The 15,128-nt window shown below is 29.5% G+C and carries 14 protein-coding genes and 1 tRNA gene; 6 read left to right on the top strand and 9 right to left on the bottom strand.

Annotated elements, in window-relative coordinates; translation table 11 throughout:
* Window positions 1-15: 15 nt before the first annotated feature.
* The 4 genes from GFU93_RS05760 to rlmH form a co-directional block, all read right to left on the bottom strand.
* A complete protein-coding gene (locus GFU93_RS05760; RefSeq protein WP_160567948.1) occupies window positions 16-960 on the bottom strand; it encodes an MBL fold metallo-hydrolase in 945 nt (314 codons plus the stop codon).
* A 161-nt stretch (window positions 961-1,121) separates the two neighbouring features.
* Window positions 1,122-1,694: an RdgB/HAM1 family non-canonical purine NTP pyrophosphatase gene (rdgB, locus tag GFU93_RS05755; protein ID WP_160556342.1), complete on the bottom strand. Its 573-nt coding sequence runs from the start codon at window positions 1,692-1,694 to the stop codon at window positions 1,122-1,124.
* Window positions 1,679-2,488 (bottom strand): CPBP family intramembrane glutamic endopeptidase, encoded by an 810-nt coding sequence (locus GFU93_RS05750; RefSeq protein ID WP_160567946.1) that lies wholly within the window; start codon window positions 2,486-2,488, stop codon window positions 1,679-1,681. The genes rdgB and GFU93_RS05750 overlap by 16 nt, the downstream gene beginning before the upstream one ends.
* Window positions 2,481-2,954, bottom strand: coding sequence for a 23S rRNA (pseudouridine(1915)-N(3))-methyltransferase RlmH (gene rlmH / locus GFU93_RS05745; RefSeq protein ID WP_160567944.1), 474 nt, complete (start codon window positions 2,952-2,954; stop codon window positions 2,481-2,483). Before rlmH ends, GFU93_RS05750 begins: the two co-directional genes overlap by 8 nt.
* 487 nt (window positions 2,955-3,441) lie before the next feature.
* On the opposite strand from rlmH, the gene GFU93_RS05740 reads away from it, so the two are divergent.
* Both GFU93_RS05740 and GFU93_RS05735 read left to right on the top strand, forming a co-directional pair.
* Window positions 3,442-5,472 carry a dihydrofolate reductase gene (locus GFU93_RS05740; protein WP_160567942.1) on the top strand — a complete coding sequence of 677 codons (2,031 nt, stop codon included), beginning with the start codon at window positions 3,442-3,444 and terminating at the stop codon, window positions 5,470-5,472.
* Between the two features lie 482 nt (window positions 5,473-5,954).
* Window positions 5,955-6,104 carry a hypothetical protein gene (locus GFU93_RS05735; RefSeq protein WP_160567940.1) on the top strand — a complete coding sequence of 50 codons (150 nt, stop codon included), beginning with the start codon at window positions 5,955-5,957 and terminating at the stop codon, window positions 6,102-6,104.
* 182 nt (window positions 6,105-6,286) lie between these two features.
* Here GFU93_RS05735 and GFU93_RS05730 read toward each other — a convergent pair.
* The 3 genes from GFU93_RS05730 to GFU93_RS05720 all read right to left on the bottom strand — a co-directional run bounded on the left by GFU93_RS05730 (window position 6,287) and on the right by GFU93_RS05720 (window position 7,632).
* Window positions 6,287-6,360: transfer RNA gene (locus tag GFU93_RS05730), tRNA-Asp, on the bottom strand.
* Between the two features lie 333 nt (window positions 6,361-6,693).
* On the bottom strand, window positions 6,694-7,323 hold the full coding sequence (locus GFU93_RS05725) for a YceI family protein (RefSeq protein ID WP_160567938.1): 630 nt from the start codon (window positions 7,321-7,323) through the stop codon (window positions 6,694-6,696).
* A gap of 48 nt (window positions 7,324-7,371) precedes the next feature.
* Entirely contained in the window at window positions 7,372-7,632 is a 261-nt protein-coding gene (locus tag GFU93_RS05720; protein WP_160567936.1) for a hypothetical protein, read from the bottom strand.
* Between the two features lie 213 nt (window positions 7,633-7,845).
* On the opposite strand from GFU93_RS05720, the gene GFU93_RS05715 reads away from it, so the two are divergent.
* From GFU93_RS05715 to GFU93_RS05700, 4 genes are all read left to right on the top strand, one after another.
* A complete protein-coding gene (locus tag GFU93_RS05715; protein ID WP_160567934.1) occupies window positions 7,846-8,400 on the top strand; it encodes a TlpA disulfide reductase family protein in 555 nt (184 codons plus the stop codon).
* Window positions 8,401-8,424: 24 nt separating this feature from the next.
* Entirely contained in the window at window positions 8,425-9,810 is a 1,386-nt protein-coding gene (gene glmM / locus GFU93_RS05710) for a phosphoglucosamine mutase (RefSeq protein WP_160567933.1), read from the top strand.
* Window positions 9,811-10,037: 227 nt separating this feature from the next.
* Complete coding sequence (locus tag GFU93_RS05705) at window positions 10,038-11,165, top strand: metallophosphoesterase (protein WP_160567931.1); 1,128 nt, start codon at window positions 10,038-10,040, stop codon at window positions 11,163-11,165.
* 142 nt (window positions 11,166-11,307) lie between these two features.
* The gene (locus GFU93_RS05700; RefSeq protein ID WP_160567929.1) at window positions 11,308-12,003 is read left to right on the top strand and encodes a formyltransferase family protein; all 696 of its coding nucleotides are present in this window, start codon (window positions 11,308-11,310) and stop codon (window positions 12,001-12,003) included.
* A gap of 678 nt (window positions 12,004-12,681) precedes the next feature.
* Here GFU93_RS05700 and rpsJ read toward each other — a convergent pair.
* Both rpsJ and fusA read right to left on the bottom strand, forming a co-directional pair.
* Window positions 12,682-12,987 (bottom strand): 30S ribosomal protein S10, encoded by a 306-nt coding sequence (rpsJ, locus tag GFU93_RS05695; protein WP_055425679.1) that lies wholly within the window; start codon window positions 12,985-12,987, stop codon window positions 12,682-12,684.
* Between the two features lie 11 nt (window positions 12,988-12,998).
* Window positions 12,999-15,128: an elongation factor G gene (gene fusA, locus GFU93_RS05690; RefSeq protein ID WP_105297011.1), complete on the bottom strand. Its 2,130-nt coding sequence runs from the start codon at window positions 15,126-15,128 to the stop codon at window positions 12,999-13,001.

The following is a 15,128-nucleotide window of genomic DNA, read 5'->3' as shown; positions in this document are numbered from 1 at the left end:
TCTTATTTTTATCAACTATTTCAAAATAATACGCTCTCCTTGTTTAGGAAATATATAATTGATAGAATATGGATTATTGTTTACTAATTGTTCCTTAATTATTTGTTCATGATTTCCTTTGGGTTTGATATGGGTAACAATAATTGTAAGTTTTTTCATATTTTTTTTTCCTACTAATTGAGCTAATTTTTTCATTTCTTCATTTAGTAAGTTGGGCGTTAAATGACCAAACAATAATTCTTCAGGTTGAGAATTAGGAAATGAAACTTCAATCAGAAAGGTTTTTAACTTTCCTGATTTAATTTTAGGAGCTATGAGATTCCAAATTTTTTTTAGTTTATTGGATTTTTCAATTCTGTCTGCTCCGGTATCGCCAAAATATAAAACTGCCCGGGTATTATTTTCTACTAATATGGCGGAGCTTTTAAGAGGTTTTACATGGCTTAATTCATAAACTGTACCTGTTAAATGGGTATTAAGAATAGGGAATGCATTTCCTATTTCTGTGTATACATATTGATATTTATTTAGAATCGGACTTTCGCCTTCATTGGCAAAATTGATCCAAGCAGCATTGGTAAAATATTTATTTTTTAAAACTTCTATGGTTTCTTTACTTGCGTAAATTGGCTTGGAGGAATCTTCGGGAGAGTTAATCAACATTCCTGATAAATGGTCTAAATGGCCATGAGATATAAAATATCCTTTGATGTTATCTTTTAATACATTTTCAATTGTAGTATTGGTAAAGGTTCCTTTTTCAATTGCCTTATTAATACCACTATAAATAGTTCCGGCATCCAAAGCTAAATAATTGAATGTTTTTTCTTCAGCAATTAGATAAGAAGAAAGATTACTCTCATTACTTCCTCCGTAAACTCCTAATGGAACGATCTCTAAATTCTGAGCCGAGGTAATTATAGATACCGCAAGACATATTTTCAGAAAATATTTTTTCATGATCCTACTTTTTTAAATCAAATTATAATTGAAATATTTTTTCATAAGACTTGTGCATCTTTCCATTAATTGAAATATCAACGTATGCTAAGAAAATGAAATTCAATAATTGCTTAAATTAAAGTAAAAAATTTAACGGATCATTTACAGTATGAAGTTAACTAATATAACTTTAAAAAATTAGTAAATCTTCGTAAAGCAATAGCTCTGTGACTTATCATATTCTTTTCTTTAGGTGAAAATTCTGCAAAACTTTTCAAATATCCGTCAGGAATGAATATAGGATCATATCCGAATCCACCATCACCCTTAATTTCAGTAGTAATAGTACCAAAAATTTTACCTTCAAAATATTTAACCTCTTCATTGTTTACCCAACAGATTACGCTTATAAAATAAGCTTTTCTATTGGTATTATTTTGCATACTTTTTAGCACTTTAGAAATATTATCATCAAAAGATCCGGTTCCTGCATAACGCGCAGAATAGATTCCGGGTTCTCCATTTAATGCTTCAACTACTAATCCGCTGTCATCAGCAAAACAAGGTATATGAGTTAAATCATATCCGAATTTAGCTTTAATAAAAGCATTTTCACGGAAAGTGGTCCCTGTTTCTTCGATTTCGCCTTCAAAATTATAATCAGCAAAGGTTTTAAGTTGAAAATTTTCGGGTAAAATTTCAATTATTTCAGCTTTTTTATGTTCGTTTTGTGTAGCTAATAGGATTTCCATGATTGATTTTTTGTTAATTTCATATAAATGCATCCAAATATAGCTATTATAATAATACCAACAATAAACAGAGTAAAATTACTAAAACCTAATTCGGGTGATTCCAATGATTTATATCGTATAAAAAATATAAAACCTATCGTATTATTAATGCAATGAAGCAGTGTGCAGGTAAGCAGGGATCCTGTTTTATAGAAAGTAATTCCCAAGACAATTCCGGCTAAAATTCCACCAACTGCTTGCCAAGGAAATATATGGATTCCTCCAAAAATTAAGGCTGATATTAATATAGCTTTTTGTGGTTTAATTTGATTATTGAGCATTCCCTTTAAAATAAATCCCCTGAAAAATAATTCTTCAAAAATTGGAGCAACGATACATACCGATATAAAGGTAATTATAGGATAATTACCGGCATTACCCAATAAGGCATACGACATGGTTTTATACATTTTTTCGAATATTCCGCCTTGAGTAGGTATTAATCCGGTTAAAAATTCTGAAACTAGATATTGTCCAAAAAATAACAAAAGGGCAATTGGGAAGAGTTTACTATTCTTTAGAGAGTAACTGATTATAAAACGTTCTTTTCTGGGTTTCAATCCCACTAAATAATAGACTAAAAATACGATAAGATAATTTCCAATGGTTAGAATCGGGGTAAAAACGTAGGGATTGGTATGTAGTTTTTTAGCTAGAAATGAAAATAGAGGACTTAGTACTAAAGCTCCCAAAAAAAATAAGATAAGAGCTAAAACTATGTCATACCATTTTAATTTAAGATAATTATTCATTGTGATAAGGTTTACCTTGTAAAATACTAAAGCCGCGATATAATTGTTCAACGAAAAACAAACGCACCATCTGATGCGTAAATGTCATTTTGGATAATGCTAATTTTTGAGGATTTAGATTATAAATTTTGTCAGAAAATCCATAAGCTCCTCCGATACAAAAAACTAAATGTTTAACAGAATTATTCATTTGCTTTTCCAGAAATGATGAAAATTCAGTCGAAGTAAACTCTTTGCCTTTTTCATCTAAAATTATGAGTGTATCTCCCGAATCCAAAAAAGAAAGAATGGACTCTGCTTCCGCATTTTTTAATTCATTTTCTGAAAGATTCTTGGAATTTTTTACATCCGGCAATTCTTTGCGTTCAAATTTTATGAAAGCGGGTAAGCGTTTTTCTAAATTTTCCATTAGAATTACTAATTCTTTAGAATTGGTTTTGCCAATCGATAATAATGTAATTTTCATGATTAATAACTGCAAAAATAGAAGATTATTTATAAATAAAGTCTTCTTTTTGTTAAGCCTGTATTTAATAAAAAAATTTAGTAATAATATACTTACTCACTTCCATATAATATAAGTTTTAAACGTTTAAAAAAATTAAATTCAGTTTATGAATACTCGTTTGTAATATATTTTTCTTGATTGAGATAATAACTTTCATTTTTAAAATATCTTTCGTCCTAAATTTAGAAGAGTATACCGGTTTTTACCCGTTTAGAGAATTTAGATATAAATCCCAATTGTAGTGGTAAATAGTTTTATAGAAGGTTCTTATATCAGTTTTATTAAAAAGTAATATTCTTTAAAGGTTTCTATATAACATATTGAGTATTATTTTTTTAATTATAAACTTGTCTCATTCATTTTATAATAAATTTGAGAACTATACTCTCCTTATCATATAGTTTTTTATCTTTGTTAACATAATTAACATATAAACATTATAAAGATGAAAATTAATATTGTTGCGGGTATTCTTGCTGCCTCAATAATTTTGGGGTCTTGTGAATCAAAACATTCAGAGCAAACCGAAAAAATTAGTGAAGAAGATTTTAATTATAAAGTCGATCGTTTTGCCGATATTGAAGTTTTAAGATATCGAATACCTGAATGGGATAAGTTGTCTTTAAATGAAAAAAAATTGGTCTATTATCTTTCTCAAGCCGGATTAGCAGGTAGAGATATCCTTTGGGACCAAAACTATAAATATAATTTGAAAATAAGAAAAGCATTAGAATCTATCTATCAAAATTATAAAGGAGATAAAACCTCTAAAGATTGGAACAATTTTGAAGTATATATAAAAAGGGTTTGGTTTTCAAATGGGATTCATCATCATTATTCTAACGATAAAATTATGCCTGAATTTACCCAAGCATATTTTGAGGATTTATTGAAAGAAACTCAAACTTCATTGGATTCTCAGATCGTTTCCATTTTATTCAATGAAAAAGATTCTAAAAAAGTAAATCTTGATGAATCCAAAGGGTTAATTTCAGGATCTGCAGTAAATTTTTATGGAGAAGGAATTACCGAAAAGGAAGTGGAGAAATATTATTCAGCTAAAAAAAGTCCGGATGCTTCTCGTCCCTTATCTTTTGGTTTAAACTCTCAATTAGTTAAAGACAGTAAAGGTACTTTAGAAGAAAAGATTTGGAAAAGCGGGGGAATGTACGGTTCAGCTATTGATCAAATAATCTATTGGTTGGATAAGGCTGTTACCGTAGCTGAAAATAAAGAACAGGGAGATGCCTTGAAACTTTTAATTGAATATTACAGAACAGGAGATTTAAAAACTTGGGATGATTATAACATAGCATGGCTTAAAGCAACTAAAGGAAATATAGATTATATAAACGGATTTGTAGAGGTGTATAATGATCCCCTTGGTCATAAAGGATCTTATGAAAATATCGTTCAAATCAAAGATTTTGACATGTCGGCAAAAATGGAAGTTATATCCAAAAATGCACAATGGTTTGAAGATCATTCTCCTTTAATGCCGGAACATAAAAAGAAAAATGTTGTAGGGATATCGTATAAAACAGTTAATGTAGCATCAGAAGCGGGGGATTCTTCACCCAGTACTCCGATTGGAGTAAATTTACCTAATGCGGATTGGATCCGTGCGGAATATGGCTCAAAGTCGGTTTCTTTAGGTAATATTATAGACGCTTATAATTTAGCCGGAGGAAGTGAAAAATTAAAAGAATTTGCATACAATCAAGAAGAAATAGAATTATCAGAAAAATACGGAGAATTAGCAGATAAACTGCATACAGCTTTACATGAAGTTGTGGGTCATGCTTCTGGACAAATTAATCAAGGAGTCGGAACCCCTAAGGAAACTTTAAAAAGCTATGCATCTACTATGGAAGAGGGAAGAGCAGATTTAGTAGGATTGTATTATTTATATGATCCGGAATTACAAAAGCTTGGATTAGTAGATGACTGGAAGAAAGTAGGAATGACAGCCTATAATGATTATATACGAAACGGATTAATGACTCAATTAGTTAGAATTGAACCGGGAAGAGATATAGAAGAAGCACATATGAGAAATCGCCAATGGGTTAGTGCGTGGGCGTATGAAAAAGGTAAAAAAGATAATGTAATTGAAAAAGTGGTTAAAGATGGTAAAACCTATTTTAAAATTAATGATTACGAAAAGCTTCATAATTTATTTGGAGAATTATTGAAAGAAACTCAAAGAATTAAATCTGAAGGAGATTATAATGCTGCAAAAAATTTAGTGGAAACGTATGGAGTAAAAGTGGATAAAGAATTACATGCAGAAGTTTTAAAAAGAAACTCTAAATTTAATACCGCTGCTTATAAAGGTTTCATCAATCCTATTTTAGTTCCTAAAACCAATGAACAAGGAGAAATAACTGACATTGAAGTTACTTATCCGGAATCATTTGCAGTAGAAATGTTGTTCTACTCTAAAAATTATGGATTCCTTCCTCTTGAAAACTAAAAATTAAATTACTTACCATACAAAACGACTCTACTTACCGACTGGAAGTAAAGTCGTTTTATTTTATGGTAAACTTTATTTTATACACTAATTTATAAAATAGAAATCCTATTTAATCTTCAGGCAAATTATATATAAAGTTTTTCAATTAATAAGTATAATATTCGGATTAGAGATAAAATATTTTTAAAATAATTTATCCTGAAATAAATTTCATTCTTAGATTTGCTAAATAAATATCATTCCGGTTTTTTTTTATATAAATTAACAAATTGAAAATTTTGTTGCTATTCTAAAAAAAGGTTGCATTTAGTTTTTCGAAAGAAATAGGGGGAAAGTATACCCATGAATCAATTTATGAAATTAACCCGTATGCCTATACTCATATTATTTATGGAGATTTTATTCCCAAAGAAAAAACTACTGCTTATTCGCAAAATTTTTGGAGAGAAGTACTGATTTCTGCTAAAGAATGGGCGAAATTGGTAAATGAAAGCGGTGGAGATGTCACTGTTATTCATTTGCCGGACATTGGAATAAATGGAAATACGCATTTTATTATGTCAGACCTTAATAATGTTGAAATTGCGGATCATATACAAAAGTGGTTAAAAGAAAAAAAATTGAATTAATGCTTTGCTATAGTAATTAGTATAATAGGGTAGATATTCATGCAAACAACTCTTATAATAATTAAATTCTAAACAAAATAAGATCTTTAGAGATCTATATTAAGAGTCTTCATATATAAAATACTAATAAATAAAAAAGGAGATTAATAGGAATTAATATGAAAATTAAGTATAAATTTTAGCGATCCGGACGGGACTCGAACCCGCGACCACCTGCGTGACAGGCAGGTATTCTAACCAACTGAACTACCGGATCTTTTCTGAAGACTTATTTTTAATAATTTCAGTGGTGCAAAGATAAACTCATTTTTCAATTTCACAAACTTTTTTGATTGAAAAATTCATATTTTTTGCTACAAATAACGATTTTTAAAGTAATTAATCTCATTTAATACTATTAAATCTATGAATTTCAATAAAATAATAAATGAAATAAACACTGATTTTTTTTAAATATTATTCTTTATCGATTAATAGGTACTGAATCAATCATCTAATGTATCTAAATTAATTACGTATTGTTTAATTGTGATTGATACTATTTTAGGTTTAACTTGTCGCAAACAAATTTAATTGTAGATAACAAGTATTATTTAGAAATAAAAACCATTAAATCAACTTCTGTCCAAGTTTTACCTTCATGCAGATCAAAACAAGCTCTATGCAAGCTGGTATATGCTTTTTCAGAATTAAAATCTTTTAATACGTCGATTGAACCTTGAATCATCATCATTTTTTTGTCAAGTTTATATGAAAATTCTTTGGTTATTGTTTTTCCATTTAAAGTTAAGGAGATCTTCACCTTATTGTTTTCAAATTTCCCAAATGATCCATAAATTTCAGGAGAGGATAATCTTTTAAAAAAAAATAAAGTTAAGTTTCCATCTCTTGAAGTGTCACCGGTAGAAACCGTTGTTCCATCAATATAAAATTTTGCTCCTTCCAATGATTCATCCAACGGTTTATCTTCTTTAGTGTTGATTAAAGAAATATTTTTAAAACTACCACTTACAGGTACTTTTTTGGGAGTTTTATAAGCCGTCCATACTAATTCTTTTTTGAAACCGGATTCTTTTCCTTGAGGTTTAATTTGTTGTGTTGTAGTTTCAACGCTTTTTACTTCAGAAGTCGAGGTAGATTTATTACTCTTATTATCTCCGCAAGAAAACAAAATAAGTTGAACGGATAAAATTAAACTAATATATTTATTATATAACATCTTAAAAGTTTTAATTGTTAGTAAAAAATTATTTAATAAATCAAATAATTAGTTACTTTTTATAACTGTTTTCGTAGGATGCAATGAATCTTGGGTAAGATTTTTTTTCGTTAAGGAATCTTTTGTAGATTCACTTTTTAAAGAATCAATAACAATAGAAGATTTTTTTAGGGTATCATTTGATTGAGATTGTGAATTTACATTTTGTTCAATATCGGCAGGAATAATATTTTTATTACCGCTTGAATATTTATCACATGAAATCAATCCACAAGTAAGGATTGCTATAACATAAAAATTTTTTTTCATAAACATTTAATTTTATCAAATATAAAAAAAATAGCAATTACGGTCTCTTTTATTTATAAAAATAAAGATTAGTATTTTGTGATATAATTTATAAACAATACGTGTAAAAACACTTTAAAAAAATACGTTTTTTTGTACGTAAACTATATGATTGATTTTATAAAATAAAAATTTGAACTTTTAAATGATTACTTTTGTAAATAAAATAGTTAAATGAAAAAAATATATGTAGTACTATTCAGCCTTGCCTTACTAGTTTCCTGTAAAGAAAAAAATACTAGTAAAGAGCTGATTTCAAAACAAACTCATGAAACTACTGTAGATCATTCCGAAATTGAAGTAAGTAATCAAGAAACTAAAATAATCAAGTCTGATTTTTCAAAAATTCAAAGTTTATTAAATACAAAAAGTGATACTATATATATTACCAATTACTGGGCAACTTGGTGTCCTCCTTGTGTTAAAGAAATACCTGATTTTGTGGCTCTTCAAGAGAAATACACCCATGAAAAAGTAAAATTTATCTTTGTAAGCATCGATCAAATAGATACCCAAAGTACATTACAATCATTTGTGCAAAAAAATAAAATGAAAAACGTATACAATATATCCTCTAAAGAAATGAGAGACCATATTGGTACGATTAGTCCTGATCTAGAAGGGGGTATACCGGTAACAGTTATACAAAAAGGAAATAAAAAAGAAGGATTTTTAGGAAATCTTTCCAAAGAGTTCATTTTAAGTAAAATTGAAGAATATTCAAAATAATTATAAGAATAAAAGAAAATATCTATGCCGTTAATTAAAAGTATATCAGGAATTCGAGGGACAATAGGGGGTAAAATAGGAGAAAATCTTACACCCATTGATACCGTAAAATTTGCTTCGGCTTATGGAACTTGGTTAAAAAGAAAATTAAATAAAGAAAAAATTAAAGTAGTACTTGGGAGAGATGCACGGATTTCCGGTCAAATGATCTCCGAGTTAGTTTCATCCACTTTACAGGGAGTAGGAATAGATGTTGTTGATTTAGGACTTTCGACAACTCCTACGGTGGAAATTATGGTTCCATATTTACAAGCAGACGGAGGAATTATTTTAACGGCAAGTCATAATCCTAAACAATGGAATGCGTTAAAACTACTGAATGCTAAAGGTGAATTTATATCCGATAAAGAAGGTAAAGAATTATTAAACATAGCTGATACGGAAGATTTTGATTTTGTTGAAGTAGATTATTTAGGATCGTATCTAAAAGAAGACAAAGCAATAGAGCATCATATAAACAAAATATTGGAACTGCCTTTAGTGAACGTTGATTTAATAAAAAAAGCAGGATTTAAAGTGGTGGTTGATGCCGTAAATTCTACAGGAGGTATATCGGTTCTTCCCTTATTAGAAAAATTAGGAGTTGAAGTAATCGAAATGTATTGTACACCCAACGGCCATTTTCCACATAATCCTGAACCGTTGGAAGGTAATTTAGGCGAAATAATGAAAAGAGTTCCTAAAGAACAAGCAGATTTAGGAATAGTTGTGGATCCGGATGTAGATCGCTTAGCATTTATATGCGAAGATGGAACCATGTTTGGAGAAGAATATACATTAGTTGCTGTTGCAGATTACGTTTTAAGTAAAACTCCTTCAGCTACGGTTTCTAATTTATCATCTTCACGGGCATTACGAGATATTTCAGAAAAATACAATCAAGAATATCATGCTTCGGCAGTTGGAGAAGTTAATGTAGTAACAAAGATGAAGGATATCAACGCGCGTATCGGAGGCGAAGGTAATGGAGGTATTATATATCCGGAATTACACTATGGTCGTGATTCTTTAGTTGGAATTGCCCTTTTTCTATCCTATCTTGCTGAAAGAAAGATTACAATAAAACAACTTAGAAATACGTATCCTTCCTATTTTATGGGAAAGAAAAAAATTGATTTAAGTCCGGAAATTAATACAGATGTTATTTTACAAAAACTAACCGAAAAATATAAAAATGAAGATATAAAAACTTATGATGGATTGAAAATCGATTTTTCCGATAATTGGGTACACTTAAGAAAATCAAATACAGAACCTATCATCCGTATATATACTGAAGCTCCTACGCAACAAGAAGCCGATCAATTGGCAGATAGGTTTATAGAAGAAATAAAGCAGGTATCTGACTAAGATAATGATTATCCAGGTGATTAAAAAATTAAAGTAGAAATCAATTTTAAAATAAAATATACTAAACAAACCGTTTAATTTATTCTGATTTATATAATTTTTTTAATCAATAAAAATCATTTAATCTGCTTTAGTTAAGTAAAGTAAAATATTTTTGATCCTTAAAAATTAAATTTGATTGAAATGGAAGTTAGCTATCTTTATAAAAATTAGAAAAAAAAGATTCTATGAAAAAAATTTTTTTATTTTCGTTTACCATATTTTTATACTTTTTAGCTAACTTTTATATTTTTTATCATATATATTCCTTATTATCTGAACAATCAATTATACTAAAAAGCATTTTTTTCTTACTGGTATTTTTTCTTCCCTCATCTTTTATATTATTTTTACTTTTCTCAAAAAAATTATCTTTAGCATCTGCAACGATTTTATATAAAATTTCTACTAGTTGGCCGGTTGTTCTTTTATACTCTTTTTTACTTTTTCTTGTTTATGATGGATTGCTTTTATTAAATAAGTTTGGTGAATTTATACCTGAAAATTTCTTTAATAACAATTATGGTATTATCTTGATTTTATGCTTAGTGGTTTGTATAGGTTTCTATGGATATAGAAATTATTTTAATAAAAGGAGAATTTATTTAAAATTATCAACTAATAAAAAGTTAATTAAACCTTTAAAAATTGTAATGATCAGCGACCTTCATTTGGGTTATGCCATTAAGGGAAATGAACTGAAAAGCTGGATTAATAAAATTAATAAGGAACAACCTGACTTAGTTCTTATAGTAGGAGATATCATTGACATTAATGTTAAGCCTTTACAGCATTTTTTATTGGAAAAGCATTTAAAAAAAATAAAATCCCGTTTAGGTATTTACAGTTGTTTAGGAAATCATGAATATATAAGTGGAATTACTGAAAGTATAGATTTTATTAAAAATGCCGATATTCATTTACTTAGAGACTCTTCAATTTTAATTGAAAATAGTTTTTATATTGTGGGAAGAGATGATCGTACCAATAGCTTTAGAAAGCCTCTTAATGAATTAATTAAAGATATTGATTCCTCTAAACCTATAATCGTTTTAGATCATCAGCCCTATCATCTGGAAGAATCCGAGCTTAATCAAATAGACGTACAATTTTCAGGACATACCCATCAAGGACAAGTTTGGCCGATTTCTTTAATTACTAAATCCATATTCGAAAAATCTCACGGTTATTTAAAAAAAGGAAATACTCATATCTATGTAAGTTCAGGAATCGGAATTTGGGGTGGAAGGTTCAGAATAGGAACCAATTCTGAATATGTGGTCATAGATTTTTTACAAGATTCAACCAAATATTAATTTTAAATTTAAGTGTTATTTTTAAAGTTTTAAACAATAGAACGTCCTTTTCCCGTTCATTATATTATTATTTATATAATGCTTTAAAATAACACACTTTAGTAAATCTCACTTGAACTAGTTAATTTTTAAAATATTTATTATGAATAAAAAAATAGCTGTTATTTGTTATGACCATCCCACAAGGAAAATACAAGAAGTATTGTTGCGATTAAAAGGGAAAGGATATCATAAAGTTGATGTATATGCAATACCATTTGTTCCCAGAAAGCCTATACAAGCACTTATTACACATCGTCCCACCGAATTACTTCTTACCCTGGAAAATGATCAATTAACTAAAAATTTAGACTATACCTATATAAAAAAAGAAATAGGAGAGTTGGATAACTGTTTTACAGAAAATTCCTATCATTCTATCTTAATAGCGGGAGCGGGTTTATTGCCCGAACAATTAGTTTCCAACCATAAAATTATAAATTCTCATCCGGGATATCTTCCCTTTGTTCGTGGTTTAGATGCTTTGAAATGGGCAGTATATGAAAATTTACCCATTGGAGTAACAGTTCATTTTGTAGACAAAGAGGCAGACGCTGGTCTTTTAATTATACAAGAAAAATTAGATATAGCTTTAGAAGATACGTTTCATACCCTATGCTTTAAACTTTGGAATTTAGAAATGCAACTTTTGGTTGATTCTATTGAAAAGGTCGATACCATTAAAGATTTTATTTCCTTACCAACGGATGTGACAGAGCCTCATCGAAGAATGCCTCGAGTTAAAGAAGAAAAATTATATTTAAAATTTGAAGAATATAAAAATAAAAATATAAAATAAGCAGGCTTAAAAAGCCTGCATCACTAAATAGAATTTAACATGTTATTGAATTTAAATTAAATGAGTTTACAAATTTAATTGGTGAATTTATACATATACTTATAATTAGTCTTTAAATTTTCTAATTCTATTCTTTTTTATCTTATAATTCATTCATAATTAAAATTCTAAACCATTCAAAATATTCAATAATATTTTAATTAATTTTTATAGCAACAATCGCAGTAGATTACTGATTGTGATCTTGAAAAATATATATTTGGATTTCTAAAAAATATAAATCCGAATTCTTTTAAAAAATATCTTAGAAAGTTAGATAGATATACTAAGCTAGTTAATTTTACTATTGAAAATGGAATTATAAATGTGCTGAAAGTTACAATTGGCAATAAGTTAGAATGACTAATACTACTTTTTTCAGTTGAGAACAATATACTTTTAAAAAAATAAGCCAAATTATTTTTCATAATAGATTTATTTATGCTTTTATTAAACACTAATTTCGTGCCAAAATTTATATAATAATAAAGTAAATACTTAAAATATATTCCGAATACTGTATAAATAAATATTAAATTTAAGTGGTAATGTGCGTTTTTGTTATACTATATAAAAGAAAAAAACCTTCTGAATTTATAATTCAGAAGGTTTTTTATATCTAAAGTTTCGTTTAAAAACTTATACTTTAATCTCTACTTCAACACCGCTAGGAAGCTCTAATTTCATTAATGCATCAACAGTTTTAGAAGAAGAACTGTAGATATCCATTAATCTTTTATGAGAGTTTAATTGGAATTGTTCACGAGATTTTTTGTTAACGTGTGGAGAACGCAATACGGTAAAAATTCTCTTATGAGTAGGTAATGGAATAGGACCATTAACTACAGCACCGGTTGCTTTCACGGTTTTTACGATTTTTTCAGCTGATTTATCAACTAAATTATAATCGTAAGATTTAAGTTTTATTCTTATTTTTTGACTCATTGTTTTAAAAATTAAACGTTTGTACCCTTAGCTTTAGCAATTACTTCATCAGCTATATTCTGAGGAGCTGCTTCATAGTGGTCAAATTCCATAGTTGAAGTAGCACGTCCTGAAGATAAAGTTCTTAAGGAAGTTACGTATCCGAACATTTCAGATAATGGAACAAATGCTTTAATAACTTTGGCATTATTTCTGTCATCCATTCCGCTTACTGTTGCTCTACGACGGTTTAAGTCTCCTACAATGTCCCCCATATATTCTTCCGGAGTTAAAACTTCCAATTTCATAATAGGTTCCATAATAACCGGTTTTGCTTTTTTAGCTGCTTCTTTGAATCCAAGTTTAGCTGCCAATTCGAAAGATAACTGGTCAGAGTCAACCGCATGGTAAGATCCGTCTTTCAATGTGATCTTCATACCGTCAATCTCATATCCTGCTAAAGGACCATTTTTCATAGCTTCTTTGAAACCTTTTTCAACAGATGGGATAAATTCTCTAGGAATGTTACCACCTTTGATTTCGTTTACGAATTCTAATCCGGTTTTTCCTTCATCAGCAGGTCCGATTTGGAATACAATATCAGCAAATTTACCACGACCACCGGTTTGTTTTTTGTAAACTTCTCTGTGATCAGCAGATCCCATTAAAGCTTCTTTATACTCAACCTGAGGTTGTCCTTGGTTTACTTCAACTTTAAATTCTCTTCTTAAACGGTCTACAATGATGTCAAGGTGAAGCTCACCCATTCCTGAAATTACAGTTTGTCCTGAAGCTTCATCTGTTTTTACTTGGAAAGTTGGATCTTCTTCCGCTAATTTTGATAAAGCCATACCCAATTTATCAACATCCGCTTTAGTTTTAGGTTCTACAGCGATACCGATAACCGGATCAGGGAATACCATGCTTTCCAAAATAATCGGAGATTTTTCATCACAAAGTGTATCTCCTGTTTTAATATCTTTAAATCCAACTGCTGCACCAATATCTCCGGCTTCGATATATTCGATAGGATTTTGTTTATTGGCATGCATTTGATAGATTCTGGAAATTCTTTCTTTATCACCGGATCGAGTGTTTAATACATAAGATCCGGCATCTAAATGACCGGAATAAGCTCTAAAGAAAGCCAAACGACCAACATAAGGATCGGTAGCAATTTTAAACGCTAAAGCTGCAAACGGTTCTTTTGCATCCGGTTTTCTTGCGATCGGTTCATCAGTTTTAGGATCTGTACCTTCAATAGCTTCTTTGTCCAGTGGAGAAGGAAGATAACGGCAAACAGCATCTAACATAAACTGAACCCCTTTATTTTTGAAAGATGATCCGCAAACCATAGGTATAATGCTGATATCTATAGTTGCTTTACGAAGCGCTTCATGAATTTCTTCTTCCGAAATAGAATCCGGATCTTCAAAGAATTTTTCCATTAAAGTTTCATCATATTCAGCAACTGCTTCGATAAGGTTTTGGCGATATTCCATTACCTCCTCTTTCATATCTTCAGGGATATCTACAATATCAAAAGTAGAACCAAAGTTATCATTATGCCATACAATAGCACGGTTTTTAACTAAGTCAACTACCCCTTTGAAATCTTCTTCAGATCCGATAGGTAATACGATAGGAACCGCATTAGATCCTAACATTTCTTTAACTTGACGACATACATTAAGGAAGTCAGAACCTTGTCTGTCCATTTTGTTTACAAATCCCATTCTAGGAACTTTGTAATTATCCGCAAGTCTCCAGTTAGTTTCAGATTGAGGCTCAACACCGTCAACCGCACTAAATAAGAAAACTAATCCGTCTAATACCCTTAATGAACGGTTCACCTCAACAGTAAAGTCAACGTGTCCCGGAGTGTCGATAATATTAAAGTGGTAAGACTGTGTATCCGGTAGTTTTTTACCGTCATCAGTTAATGGGAAATTCCAATTACATGTAGTAGCTGCAGAAGTAATTGTGATCCCTCTTTCAGCTTCTTGAACCATCCAGTCCATCGTTGAAGCTCCGTCATGAACTTCTCCGATTTTATGGTTTACTCCGGTATAAAATAAAATTCTTTCCGTTGTAGTTGTCTTTCCTGCATCAATGTGAGCAGCAATACCTATATTACGTGTATATTTTAAATCTCTAGACAT

The organism is Apibacter sp. B3546 (assembly GCF_009827885.1).
Taxonomy (GTDB): domain Bacteria; phylum Bacteroidota; class Bacteroidia; order Flavobacteriales; family Weeksellaceae; genus Apibacter.
This window is presented reverse-complemented; position numbering and strand designations above follow the sequence as displayed.

What these genes read in the sequence shown, in the direction of transcription:
- GFU93_RS05760 (WP_160567948.1), bottom strand. Translation starts at nt 960, where the DNA reads ATGAAAAAATATTTTCTGAAAATATGTCTTGCGGTATCTATAATTACC.
- rdgB (WP_160556342.1), bottom strand. Translation starts at nt 1,694, where the DNA reads ATGGAAATCCTATTAGCTACACAAAACGAACATAAAAAAGCTGAAATA.
- GFU93_RS05750 (WP_160567946.1), bottom strand. Translation starts at nt 2,488, where the DNA reads ATGAATAATTATCTTAAATTAAAATGGTATGACATAGTTTTAGCTCTT.
- rlmH (WP_160567944.1), bottom strand. Translation starts at nt 2,954, where the DNA reads ATGAAAATTACATTATTATCGATTGGCAAAACCAATTCTAAAGAATTA.
- GFU93_RS05740 (WP_160567942.1), top strand. Translation starts at nt 3,442, where the DNA reads ATGAAAATTAATATTGTTGCGGGTATTCTTGCTGCCTCAATAATTTTG.
- GFU93_RS05725 (WP_160567938.1), bottom strand. Translation starts at nt 7,323, where the DNA reads ATGTTATATAATAAATATATTAGTTTAATTTTATCCGTTCAACTTATT.
- GFU93_RS05720 (WP_160567936.1), bottom strand. Translation starts at nt 7,632, where the DNA reads ATGAAAAAAAATTTTTATGTTATAGCAATCCTTACTTGTGGATTGATT.
- GFU93_RS05715 (WP_160567934.1), top strand. Translation starts at nt 7,846, where the DNA reads ATGAAAAAAATATATGTAGTACTATTCAGCCTTGCCTTACTAGTTTCC.
- glmM (WP_160567933.1), top strand. Translation starts at nt 8,425, where the DNA reads ATGCCGTTAATTAAAAGTATATCAGGAATTCGAGGGACAATAGGGGGT.
- GFU93_RS05705 (WP_160567931.1), top strand. Translation starts at nt 10,038, where the DNA reads ATGAAAAAAATTTTTTTATTTTCGTTTACCATATTTTTATACTTTTTA.
- GFU93_RS05700 (WP_160567929.1), top strand. Translation starts at nt 11,308, where the DNA reads ATGAATAAAAAAATAGCTGTTATTTGTTATGACCATCCCACAAGGAAA.
- rpsJ (WP_055425679.1), bottom strand. Translation starts at nt 12,987, where the DNA reads ATGAGTCAAAAAATAAGAATAAAACTTAAATCTTACGATTATAATTTA.
- fusA (WP_105297011.1), bottom strand. Translation starts at nt 15,128, where the DNA reads ATGTCTAGAGATTTAAAATATACACGTAATATAGGTATTGCTGCTCAC.